The organism is Paenibacillus xinjiangensis, from assembly GCF_059686975.1.
The window spans coordinates 223411-234882 of record NZ_JCAALS010000004.1 but is presented as its reverse complement, the minus strand read 5'-3'; the positions used below and the strand labels follow the sequence as shown (position 1 = coordinate 234882).

Sequence of the window (11472 nt, the reverse complement as noted above, 5' to 3'; positions counted from 1 at the left end):
AGAAGCGCTAGCCTCAGTCACGCCCGGAAGTGATACATATTAGTACAGGCAAGAGCGTGCAATGATGACTAGCAAAATGAAAAGAACGAGAATAACACCCGTACTTCCCCAAACTCCACCTACTACTGGTCCACAACCAACATTAGCGCCTGCTACAGGGTATCCCACGGTTCATACCTCCCGAAAATATGTTAGTGTGATGCTGGATCTGATCACAAGATAATATATGTCGGAGCCCGGGGATTGAACTAGACATTTATACCGATACATTCGCATTTCAGTTGATGCCTACATGAACAATTGCACAGGGCAATAGATGATCTGCCTATAGGGCCATTCGCTGATAGCTAACAAGATCCAATCCCAGGACCTTGCCATGTGCGTTTGAATTGACGAATGTTCGATATACGTGATTCTGCTGTTACACACATCGTATTGCCTGCTTGTAAGCTGGATGAGGAGCCGACAGCCGTTATAAATATACATCCCACACTTATGCGAGGAGAATGATTCACTCGCTGTATGAGGACAGCCTCAACAGCATCAGCAGCCGGATCATTCAGTACGGGCAGTGGCCGACTAAAGATTTCATACGATTCAAAGTATACATTGCCAGCCTTGTCATGGGACTCCTGGCGCTGCACGGCTAGAGCCCGCAGCAAGGGGGTGTATTCCGCGCGGTCGCCTAATTGGACATTACCGGAGAGGGATACGTCAATGATTGAGATTACGCCGATCTCAGCCGTTCGAATGGGGTAATTCTCAGCGTTACTGGACATTAATCCTCATTGTCCGTTTCTTCAATTGTACCTTCCCCGAGTGCTTGGTCTGCTGCTTCCGGCGTTGGGAATGGTGCTAGTGGACCAACGATAACGGATTCTGGAGGCGTATCGAACATGGAGTATAACTTCACTGAATCGGTGTCTCCTACCTGCATGAACGATGCACTGGAGACACCCAATATTTCTATCGTCCCGACCGATAAGCAATGGTTATGGACCTGAAAGGTGATCATATCTCTAATTACCTCCTATAGGCTAGCTAAGCAGGATTGCCATTCTGCAATTGTTGTATATACTGCATAATGGCCGCATCTGCATCACGTTCAGTTTTGGCTATAATATCTGCTCTATTGGCGAGATGGGATGGATCATTGCCAGCTGCTCCTTCTTCTTGAAGTGCTTGTATATAGTAATGGATTCGGGTTGGCATTTGCTTGCGAATATCTTCTATAATCATTTTGCGATGGAAGGGATCCAGAGGCAGATTATACTGGGCCTCCAAGTTCATTAATTTTTGAGGAGCTTGTGAATCCAAATATTGATTTAGCTCATTCTGGATATCCGCATAGGGAGCGTCGGGAGGTACAATTCCAGGTGCAGCTGCTGGATATACCTCTGGCTTAGATACAGCTAACTGCTCAATATCTCCAGTTGCCCCTGTGGGGGTCATCCCGATATTCAAAGTTCCCTCAAGCCTTTCGACCTTCAATTGATCGAAATGGTACTCCAAGCTCTCTATGTTATAAGTAGGCTTGTTCTCGAGTGCTTTGAGCTGGTCGCAAACAGCTGCAAGCTTCTGCTCAAGCATCGTGATTTGTTCTTGCTGCTGCTTCAGCTTCATCTGAACCTCCAGAGACCATGCTTGCCATGGCGATAAGCCGCTTGGCTGCTGCTGCATCAGGCATTACCTCCTAGTCTAGGATGGATTAGGGAGGGGGACGAACGATAAGGGATTACCTTCACCTAGCTGAGGTACTGGTCCAGTAAAGCCCCCTGTATTATAGAGCTGGGATAGGGACCGAATGGAGCCTGCGCTTCCTACCTGAAGCACGGAGCTATTCGATACGCTATCCACTCGCAGCATATGAATGGTAATCGTCTGATGAACGGTCCAATTCATATGACGTTCACTCCACTTGCAATTTCGTTCTGCGTGCTGTCTTGAACGTCAGGATCAAGCGTATTGGTTGCACTTACAGCATTGTTGGAGTTCGCCAGACTACCGGTTAAGAAGGAGCCGGAGCCGGCATACGTTTTGGAAGTGCTGGATGGCGACAACTGCACAGCATCGCCGAATTGTACGACAGAGCTAGAGCCGACACTGACAATCTTGACAAAACCGACTATGGATGGCAAGCGTAATCACCCTTTTCCTCGAGCCTATAGTTCTACATAATATGCGGCATTCGCCCAGATGTTCCCTTCTCTTGCTCGCAGCTCATTCAGTAGCCTTGCCGCCCAGCCTCGCATATGCTGAATAGAAGGGGTGGGAGGTGTGAGTCTGCAATGACTTCCAAGTGGGATGAGCTGGAGCGGTGGATGGAGGGACAAAAGCTGCCTAAAGGCTTCGATGTGCTCCGTGAGCCGGATTGGGTAGAGCAGTTCGTTCGTAAAATGATGACTAAAGCGCTGCCCGAAGCTGCGCAAGCGATGACTGGTCAATCGGATGCCTTCTCTTTTTTTGAGACTCATCATTTTGTAATCGTGAAATTCCCTCTTCCTAAGCAGGTTAATAAAGGGGAGTTAAGGCTGTTTATTCGAGAGGACCGTATGCGGATTGAAGGGCTGCCCGATAATCGAATAGAAAAGATTCAGCTGCCTAAGCCAGTCAGACCAAAAATCTGCAGAGCACTGGTCAAGAATAATGTGCTGCAGGTTAAACTGCGCAAACGACCAGGCAGCCGCATTTATTATGAAGCTGATATTCGTTGGTAGCCTCAGCGGTAGTATAGTGCGCATAAGATTGTCACGAAATCTACCGCTTTTCGGCTGGATAAACATTCTACAATCCCTTATAATGCTAATAGTTAGTCGATACGACACAAAAAGCCATATTAAGGTAACTGTCGTATCACGATGAAAGAGAAGCCGTATAGGATTCCATCGTATACGTATTTATCTTTGTAAACTTACATAGGGGAGTGTATGACGTGACTTTAGTCGATGTCAGTGACGTCTCAGCCGTATTATTCATTCTTGGGGTCGTCTTTCTATTGCTTATATTCGGATTGCTCAGTTTCGGTATTCTGCGTATGTTCCAACAACGTTTTCGTGTCGGCTGGATTAGCTTTGCGGGCGCAATTGTGAGCTTTGTTGTGTTTATGATTATTCTAAACAGGTGGTTCTTGTAACGGACCTGACTGACGGTTAGGGGGAGGACCCGGAATGTTGTGGACTGCCATATGGTTTTTGATTAATATATTGTTTGTGGTTTCATTAGTTGTATTCTTGTTCATGCATCGTACTGTGACGGAGGCAAGGAATCAATCAGCTGATTCGGCAATCATCAGCCATGCTTCGCGCCGACGTAATTACATAGGACTATTAAGCCTGATATTGTTCGTTGCGATGTGCGTCAGCTTTCTAGTGAATATGAGATTGAATGGATAAGGCTTATCTATACGGAAGGACTCTCATTGACGAGAGTCTTTTTTTTCGTCATTATGGAAGTAGAAACTAATTATGAAGGAATGAATTCGACAGTGAAGGATAGATTTGTTCCTGCTAGTACGGGGGTTTGAACCTTGCATACTACTGAAGAAATTGTACAACGGATGGCCACTCAAGGGTTGCGGATAACCGATCAACGGAAAACACTCGCCAAGCTGTTCGCTGAATCGCCGGGATACCTTGCTCCTAAGGCAGTCTATGAGTATATGGGCAAGTCTTATACAGGTCTCAGCTTCGACACCGTATACCGCAATCTGAGAATAATGGAAGAACTGGGCGTTCTGGAGCAAGTGGTATTCGAGGAAGGCGCCAAGTTCAAGCTGCATTGTCGGGAGAACGATCACCATCATCATATGATCTGCCTGCAGTGTGGAAGAACCTATCCCATTACATTCTGTCCCATGGAGCAGACGATGGTCCCGGATGACTTCCGTGTCGTTAAGCATAAGTTTGAAGTGTTCGGCTATTGTAAAGACTGTATTCAAGAAGATGCTTCGGATGGGGAGGATTAATGCAGCGGGGAATTCAGGCGAGAAAAGTATTGCAAGCGCCGGTAGTCTTCTATAGAAAAGTGATCTCGCCGCTTAAGCCGCCAACCTGCCGCTTCTATCCAACCTGCTCAGCCTATGCACTCGAGGCACTTGAGAAGCATGGGGCTGTCAAAGGAGCTTGGCTTGCAGCCAAGCGAATATCTCGCTGTCATCCCTTTCATCCCGGGGGCTACGATCCTGTTCCACCCGCTATGGAAGACTAGGATCATAAAGGCAGGGGGAACAAGTTACCTGCACCTTGACAGGATAGCTTGAATTTGGTTATATTTTGTATAATAAACATCTGATGAATGGATAAGTACAATGATACAGCCGATACAGAGAGCCGGGCATGACGCTGGAAGCCGGTACGGAATGACATTGGAATATGGTCCAGGAGGATTCGTTCTCGAGCCGTAGTCTGCTGACATAACGGTAAGGGATCGACGCGGAGCCGGCGTTAACGGCATGCCGTCATGTAAGACGGCACACGAAGCTATTACGCGGTGGGAATTACATGCGGTGTAATAGAAATTTGGGTGGTACCACGTGAGTATTCGTAACTCTCGTCCCATGTTGGACGGGAGTTTTTTGCGTTTTCTAAAGACTAAGGAGGGGTTCAGATGGCACAGGATAACCAAACATTTTATATTACGACACCGATCTATTACCCGAGCGATAAGCTGCATATTGGGCATGCATACACAACGGTTGCTGGTGATGCAATGGCAAGGTACAAGCGTCTGCGTGGCTATGATGTCTGGTATTTGACGGGGACGGATGAGCATGGACAGAAGATCGAGCGCAAGGCAAAAGAGAAGGATCAGACTCCTCAGCAATTCGTAGATGATATTGTTGTCGGTATCAAGGAGCTATGGAAGAAGCTTGAAATTTCCAATGATGACTTCATTCGGACGACTGAGCCGCGGCATAAAGAGGTTGTGGAACGAATATTCGAACAGCTGCTGAAGCAGGATGATATCTACAAGGGAGAATATGAAGGCTGGTATTGTACGCCTTGTGAATCCTTCTTCCTCGAGCGTCAGCTTGTTAATGGCAATTGCCCGGATTGTGGACGTCCAGTGGAGTTGGTTAAAGAGGAGAGCTATTTCTTCCGGATGAGCAAATATGCAGATCGATTGCTGAAGCTGTATGAAGACAACCCGCAATTTATCCAACCGGAATCCCGTAAGAATGAGATGATCAACAACTTCATTAAGCCGGGTCTTGAGGATCTGGCTGTGTCCCGGACTACATTCGATTGGGGCGTGAAGGTACCTGGCGATCCGAAGCATGTGATCTATGTGTGGATTGATGCATTGTCCAACTATATAACAGCGCTAGGCTATGGCCAAGATGGCGAAGCAGGAGCGAAGTATGAGAAGCTCTGGCCGGCTGATGTACATCTTGTCGGCAAAGAAATCGTCCGCTTCCACACTATCTATTGGCCGATTATGCTCATGGCTCTAGATCTTCCGCTTCCGAAGAAGGTATTCGCACACGGCTGGCTGTTGATGAAGGATGGCAAAATGTCGAAGTCGAAGGGCAATGTCGTCGATCCTGTAACCTTGATTGACCGTTATGGGCTTGACGCTGTCCGTTATTATCTGCTTCGCGAGGTGCCATTCGGTGCGGACGGCACGTTCACGCCAGAGAACTTCGTTGACCGTATTAACTATGATCTTGCCAATGATCTGGGCAATCTATTGAACCGGACAGTTGCAATGATCGACAAATACTTCGAAGGCTCGATTCCTGCTTATAATGGGAACGTAACGGCATTCGACAATACGCTGCAGGCTCTTGCGGCAGAGACAATTAAGCAGGTTGAGTCATCGATGGAGAACATGGAGTTCTCTGTAGCGCTTGCTGCGATCTGGCAATTCGTTAGTCGGACGAATAAATATATCGATGAAACTCAGCCTTGGGCGCTTGCCAAGGATGAAGCGAAGCGGGATGAGCTTGCTTCTGTTATGCATCATTTGGCAGAATCGCTGCGTATCACTTCGATCGTGCTGCAGCCTTTCCTAACTCATGCTCCTCGTGAGCTGTGGAAGCAGCTTGGTATTGAAGAAGGTGAACTGACCTCATGGGAAAGCACGAAGCAATTCGGATTGCTCCCAGGCGGCACACAAGTAAGCAAAGGAGCACCAATATTCCCGCGTCTTGAGACAGCTGATGAAGTAGCCTTCATTGCACAAGCTATGGGAGGAGGCGCAGCAGCGTCTCAACCTGAAGCTGAAGCTCCGTTCAAGGCTGAGGCAAGTGCACAAGCAGCGGCACCTTCTGCGGAAGAAGCCAAAGAAGAGATCGGGATCGATGAATTCGCTAAGGTGGAGCTTCGTGTAGCACAAGTCATTGCAGCTGAACCAGTTAAAAAAGCTGACAAATTGCTGAAGCTGCAGCTTGACCTGGGTTACGAGCAGCGTCAGGTTGTATCTGGAATTGCGAAGTTCTATACGCCGGAGGATATGATCGGGCGCAAAGTCATTTGTGTAACGAATCTGAAGCCAGTCAAGCTGCGTGGTGAATTGTCACAAGGGATGATACTAGCCGCTTCTCACGGTGATCAGCTGACACTTGCAACGGTACCGGATGGCATGCCCAATGGAGCAGTTGTGAAATAAATGACTGCTTGAATGAAGTCTATTGTTACACCGTCTGGGGGCAGCCCCTGACGGTTTTTTTTGCTTCGAGGGGTACGGGCCCGAGCCTGTGAAAGATTCACGAATGGTCTTGACGCAGCCTGCAAATAGTAGAAGCAATGGGTGGGTGGAAGGCGACTGTATGGAGTGATTTAGTGGTTGACAGTGCAAGGAACCACTCGTATAATCTAAAACGTAATAGTAACGATTACTAACAAGCATATAGAATGGGGAATCATAATAGTTATGAATGAAGGAATACGTAGTAAAAGAATGGTCTTATCGCTGCTGCTGCTTGCTATAGCGCTCGTATTTTCGGCCTGTGGGAACAGCTCCACTAACTCATATGTAGAAGGCAAGACGAATGTTGTAACGAGCTTTTATCCACTCTATTATTTGGCATCAGAAATCGGTGGAGAGCATGTGAACACGGTTAATCTCATACCGGCAGGCGTAGAGCCGCATGATTGGACGCCGAAGAGCCAGGATTTGAGCACCGCATCGAAAGCACAGCTGTTCCTGTATAATGGAGCAGGCCTAGAGGGCTGGACGGATGATTTTCTCAAAGGTTTGTCCAAAGACAGTAGTCTAGTGTCCGCTGAGATGAGTACCGGAATTACTCTCATTCAGGGCAGCGCCGAGGAAGAAGAAGAGCATGAGCACGAACATGAAGAAGAAGACGCCGACCATGCCCATGAGCATGCACTGGACGTTGATCCACATACGTGGGTTAGCCCTAAATCAATGATCGTTATGGCAGCCAATGTGAAGAACAGTCTAATTGAAGTAGATGAGGCGAATAAAGCCGCTTATGAGAGCAATTATACAGCATTATTGACGAAGCTTGAGGCACTGAATTCTACATTTGAGTCTGAGCTGTCACAGACTGTCCGCAAAGATATCGTCGTATCCCATCAGGCATTCGGTTATTTGACACGTGATTATGGATTGAATCAGATCGCGATTATGGGCTTATCGCCTGATGCAGAGCCGCGAGCTCAAGATTTGCTTAATATTGCGAAATACGTAAAAGCTAATAGCATTCCGTATATCTTTTTCGAGGAGCTCGTATCACCTGATCTAGCTAATACATTAGCAAGCGAAGCTGATGTCGAGACGCTGGTGCTGAATCCAGTGGAAGGCTTGACCCCTGAGCAAGAGAAACGAGGAGAAACGTATATTTCCCTGATGGAAGCGAATTTGCAAAACTTGCTCAAAGCATTACAATAATTAATGAAGTGAGGTTCTACTATGCTTCAGTCGGATAATAATCAAGCTGCTAATTGTCATGAGGATGTCATCTCACTTGAAGGTGTAACATTCTCCTATCAGCAGCAACGGGTCATAACTGGACTGGATTTCTCCGTTAGGGAACGGGATTTCATCGGTCTTATTGGAAATAATGGAGCGGGTAAAACAACACTCTTAAGGATGATAGTCGGTCTGCTGAAGCCGGAGAGCGGAACCGTGCGCTTATTCGGACAGCCTGTCTCCCAGTTCAAGCAGTGGGAGCGTATCGGTTATGTCCCACAGAAAAATGCTTTCAACCCTTTGTTCCCGGCGACGGTTCGTGAAATCGTCTTGTCGGGGCTCTACAGCAAGAATAAAATATTCCGTTCTATAACGAAGTCTGACCAGATTAAATGCGAGGATGCGCTTCATGCGATGAAGATCGAGGATTTGGCATCCAAACGAATCGGGGAGCTGTCAGGAGGACAGCAGCAGCGGGTATTCCTGGCAAGAGCATTAATCAACAATCCTTCCCTGCTAATCTTAGACGAGCCTACTGTAGGTGTGGATACAGAGACACAGGAAGGCTTCTTTCACATGATCAAGCATATGCATCAGCATCACAACATAACTTTTCTTATGGTTTCGCATGATATGGACATGATCCGGTCTTATCTTGGACAGGAGCCAGCTGCCGAGAGCGGCAAGCTGAAGTTTTACAAGAAGCATTCTCATGATCTGCAGAATTGTGAGGAAAAGGATCTAACGCACGGCCTGAGAGGGCTGCGGCAGCAAATGGAGAGCAGGAGAGAGGTTGTTCTGATTGGAGATCATAACTAGCGAATTTTTTCAACGGGCGCTTATTGGCGGTGTGCTGATCGGCATTACAGCACCGCTAATCGGTATTTTTCTGGTACTTAGACGATTGTCTATGATAGGTGACACCCTGTCACATGTATCTATCGCGGGAGTAGCCCTTGGGTTTCTAATCGGTGTATATCCAGTAGCAATTGGTCTCCTGTTCGCAGTAGCCGCTTCTTTCGCTATTGAGAAGCTTAGAAAAGCTTATAAATCGTATGCAGAGCTATCGATAGCCATTATCATGTCCGGAGGGGTAGCGCTCGCATCTATATTGTTCACGGTCGGCAAAGGCTACAATGTGAATGTGAACGGCTACCTATTCGGCAGTATCTTCACATTAGGCAATCTCGATCTAGTAACAATTGGAATCGTTACGGTCATCGTTCTGGTGGCAGTCCGTACTCAGCTGAAGGAGCTGTTCCTGCTGACCTTTGATGAGGATGCAGCAGCTGTTAGCGGCTTGCCGGTCCGCTTCTATAATGTTATGATTAGCGTGCTTACCGCACTGGTAATAAGTGCCTCTATTAAGATCGTAGGAGCCCTGCTTGTATCGGCTCTTCTGACGATTCCGGCAGCTTGCAGTCTCATTATCGCACGCAGCTTCCGCCAGAGTATTATTACCGTAGTCGTAATTGGAGAGCTTGCAGTCGTTATCGGGCTGCTGATTGCGGGTGTGTGGAACTTGGCACCTGGCGGTACGATTGTCTTGCTGCTTATCGCCATCTTGCTTATTCTGCTCTTGATCAAGCGTGGGGTTCGGACTAGCAGTTAACTTCGGGTGGAAGGTGTATAACTATTGAATGATATTAACATGTGGCTGGCATTCGGTGCTGGCCTTGCTTCCTTTATTTCGCCATGCTGCTTGCCTTTATATCCTTCTTATTTGTCTTACATAACCGGTATTTCTGTCAGTGATCTGAAGGAAAATAATCATACGAAGACCATGCGCGCCAGAACGATGACGCACACCTTGTTTTTCATCCTAGGCTTTTGTACCGTCTATTACACATTAGGGTATGGTTCGAATGTGTTCGCTGAATTTTTCAGTGAATACGAGGTGCTTATCCGGAAGCTGTCAGCCATATTAATTGTGCTGATGGGGTTATTCCTTATCGGCTTATTCCAGCCGCAGATCCTCATGAAGGAACGCAGATTGCAGATCGATCCGACGAAGAAATCAGGCTATATCGGATCTTTTGTATTCGGTATCGGCTTCTCTGCAGGCTGGACACCTTGTATTGGCCCAGCCTTAACGGCCATTCTGGCATTAGCTGCGACGGAGCCAGGCACCTGGTTCCGATTGACTACTGCTTATGCGCTTGGCTTCGCGATTCCTTTCTTCGCATTAGCATTCTTCCTGGGATCTGCCCGCTGGCTGTTGAAGTATTCGAATGTTGTCATGCGCATAGGTGGAGTAGTGATGATTCTTATGGGTATCCTGCTGTTCTCCGATCAAATGACTAAGATCACCATTTGGCTTAACCAGATTACGCCGGAGTGGATGAAGTTCTAACTATGTGAAGTATTCAATCTTCGCATTCGGAAAATGTTCGAAAATGCGCTCTGATATAAACATGCGGAGCGCATAGGCCTGTTCATCGGGATAAACGTATTTCCCCTGTCCCCAGCGACCCCACTTGTACTTTCTTTTCTCGATATCCATCTCGAGCTTAGATTTCGGATAACGTCTTTCTATGACGTTCTTGGCTGTCTTAGTGAAACGATGCTGAATGAGCTCGAAGGTCATATCCGTGTTAATGACTTCAGGTGGGAGTGTCTTCGCCAGAGAGTCTAGGAGCTCAGCATAGCCTTCCTCCCAACCTTCATGCCATATGATCGGAGCGATAATGAAGCCCATCGGATAACCCGCCTTGGCGACTTTAGCCGCAGCCTCAATGCGCTGCTCGAAGCCTGAGGTTGCAGGCTCGAAATGCTTGATTACATATTTGGCATTCACACTGAATCTTATTCGCGTATGTCCGTTATGCTTCAGATCAAGCAGAGAATCAACATGATGGAACTTCGTTACGAAGCGAAGACGGCCATTCGGCTGCTCTGCCATGAATGTAATAAGCTCGCGCAAGCTTCCTGTTATCGGCTCCAGACCAACTGGGTCAGACGTACAAGCAGCTTCGAAGCGGGTTATTTCGGGTGCCCGTTCATCGATATAGCCTTGGGCGGCATCCAGAATGTCGTTAATATTGACATACACGCGAATATACGGCTTAGCTCCGAGTGTGGTCTGTAGATAGCAATAGTGGCAATGGCCCATGCATCCTGTAGCAATCGGAATGGCATATTCAGCGGAAGGCTTGGACGTATCGAATTTCAATGTTTTCCTTACTCCGACAACTAGAGTACGCTTAGCAATTTTGTATTGCTCCAGCTCGCTGTCTCCAGGAAGATTGGTAATACGGTTGTGTGAGGTGGTCATCCGATAGGGAATGCCTTCCTTCTCCACCCATTCGAATATTCGTTTGCCCTTTGGATATTCTAGAGCACTAGGCTCGAAATAGACGAGCTCCGGTATGAAGGAGAGGGACTTGCGAGTGGACTTGGGACGTTCCAGTGATGTGGTTGCCATTGGCTTGTGCCTCCCGTGCGATCTAATGGATATTAGGTTACCTTAGTTTGCTGCGACAGGGCTTTGCTCAATCTGGAAGTTGCATGAAATTATCACTCCACCCATAATAGGTTGCAGAGCGAATGAAGAAAAGTGTATGATACTAAGAGTAACGCCGAGGAGACAAGGTG

The 11472-nt window shown here is 47.4% G+C and carries 17 protein-coding genes; 10 read left to right on the top strand and 7 right to left on the bottom strand.

Annotated features, from left to right (window positions below):
* Positions 1-39: 39 nt before the first annotated feature.
* The 6 genes from AC6ESP_RS06450 to AC6ESP_RS06425 all read right to left on the bottom strand — a co-directional run bounded on the left by AC6ESP_RS06450 (position 40) and on the right by AC6ESP_RS06425 (position 2138).
* The gene (locus tag AC6ESP_RS06450) at positions 40-168 is read right to left on the bottom strand and encodes a sporulation protein YjcZ (protein ID WP_497095866.1); all 129 of its coding nucleotides are present in this window, start codon (positions 166-168) and stop codon (positions 40-42) included.
* A gap of 179 nt (positions 169-347) precedes the next feature.
* Complete coding sequence (locus tag AC6ESP_RS06445; RefSeq protein ID WP_497095865.1) at positions 348-779, bottom strand: spore germination protein GerPE; 432 nt, start codon at positions 777-779, stop codon at positions 348-350.
* A complete protein-coding gene (locus AC6ESP_RS06440; RefSeq protein ID WP_497095864.1) occupies positions 779-1015 on the bottom strand; it encodes a spore germination protein GerPD in 237 nt (78 codons plus the stop codon). Before AC6ESP_RS06440 ends, AC6ESP_RS06445 begins: the two co-directional genes overlap by 1 nt.
* 26 nt (positions 1016-1041) lie before the next feature.
* Positions 1042-1680 carry a spore germination protein GerPC gene (gene gerPC, locus AC6ESP_RS06435; protein WP_497095863.1) on the bottom strand — a complete coding sequence of 213 codons (639 nt, stop codon included), beginning with the start codon at positions 1678-1680 and terminating at the stop codon, positions 1042-1044.
* 18 nt (positions 1681-1698) lie between these two features.
* Complete coding sequence (locus AC6ESP_RS06430) at positions 1699-1902, bottom strand: spore germination protein GerPB (RefSeq protein ID WP_497095862.1); 204 nt, start codon at positions 1900-1902, stop codon at positions 1699-1701.
* Positions 1899-2138: a spore germination protein gene (locus tag AC6ESP_RS06425; RefSeq protein ID WP_497095861.1), complete on the bottom strand. Its 240-nt coding sequence runs from the start codon at positions 2136-2138 to the stop codon at positions 1899-1901. Before AC6ESP_RS06425 ends, AC6ESP_RS06430 begins: the two co-directional genes overlap by 4 nt.
* 150 nt (positions 2139-2288) lie before the next feature.
* On the opposite strand from AC6ESP_RS06425, the gene AC6ESP_RS06420 reads away from it, so the two are divergent.
* The 10 genes from AC6ESP_RS06420 (at position 2289) to AC6ESP_RS06375 (ending at position 10231) form a co-directional block, all read left to right on the top strand.
* On the top strand, positions 2289-2717 hold the full coding sequence (locus tag AC6ESP_RS06420) for an Hsp20/alpha crystallin family protein (protein ID WP_497095860.1): 429 nt from the start codon (positions 2289-2291) through the stop codon (positions 2715-2717).
* A 215-nt stretch (positions 2718-2932) separates the two neighbouring features.
* The gene (locus tag AC6ESP_RS06415; RefSeq protein ID WP_497095859.1) at positions 2933-3133 is read left to right on the top strand and encodes a hypothetical protein; all 201 of its coding nucleotides are present in this window, start codon (positions 2933-2935) and stop codon (positions 3131-3133) included.
* Between the two features lie 34 nt (positions 3134-3167).
* Positions 3168-3392, top strand: a complete 225-nt coding sequence (locus AC6ESP_RS06410; protein ID WP_497095858.1) for a hypothetical protein — start codon at positions 3168-3170, stop codon at positions 3390-3392.
* A 134-nt stretch (positions 3393-3526) separates the two neighbouring features.
* A complete protein-coding gene (locus tag AC6ESP_RS06405; RefSeq protein WP_497095857.1) occupies positions 3527-3964 on the top strand; it encodes a Fur family transcriptional regulator in 438 nt (145 codons plus the stop codon).
* Entirely contained in the window at positions 3964-4206 is a 243-nt protein-coding gene (gene yidD, locus AC6ESP_RS06400; protein WP_497095856.1) for a membrane protein insertion efficiency factor YidD, read from the top strand. Before AC6ESP_RS06405 ends, yidD begins: the two co-directional genes overlap by 1 nt.
* 399 nt (positions 4207-4605) lie before the next feature.
* Positions 4606-6609: a methionine--tRNA ligase gene (metG, locus tag AC6ESP_RS06395; RefSeq protein ID WP_497095855.1), complete on the top strand. Its 2004-nt coding sequence runs from the start codon at positions 4606-4608 to the stop codon at positions 6607-6609.
* A gap of 264 nt (positions 6610-6873) precedes the next feature.
* Positions 6874-7857, top strand: a complete 984-nt coding sequence (locus AC6ESP_RS06390; RefSeq protein WP_497095854.1) for a metal ABC transporter solute-binding protein, Zn/Mn family — start codon at positions 6874-6876, stop codon at positions 7855-7857.
* A gap of 21 nt (positions 7858-7878) precedes the next feature.
* Positions 7879-8697 (top strand): metal ABC transporter ATP-binding protein, encoded by an 819-nt coding sequence (locus AC6ESP_RS06385; protein WP_497095853.1) that lies wholly within the window; start codon positions 7879-7881, stop codon positions 8695-8697.
* Positions 8681-9490: a metal ABC transporter permease gene (locus AC6ESP_RS06380; RefSeq protein WP_497095852.1), complete on the top strand. Its 810-nt coding sequence runs from the start codon at positions 8681-8683 to the stop codon at positions 9488-9490. Before AC6ESP_RS06385 ends, AC6ESP_RS06380 begins: the two co-directional genes overlap by 17 nt.
* Positions 9491-9514: 24 nt before the next feature.
* Positions 9515-10231 (top strand): cytochrome c biogenesis CcdA family protein, encoded by a 717-nt coding sequence (locus AC6ESP_RS06375; protein WP_497095851.1) that lies wholly within the window; start codon positions 9515-9517, stop codon positions 10229-10231.
* Here the strand turns inward: AC6ESP_RS06375 and splB are convergent, their stop codons facing one another.
* The gene (gene splB, locus AC6ESP_RS06370) at positions 10232-11302 is read right to left on the bottom strand and encodes a spore photoproduct lyase (protein ID WP_497095850.1); all 1071 of its coding nucleotides are present in this window, start codon (positions 11300-11302) and stop codon (positions 10232-10234) included.
* Positions 11303-11472 lie beyond the last annotated feature (170 nt).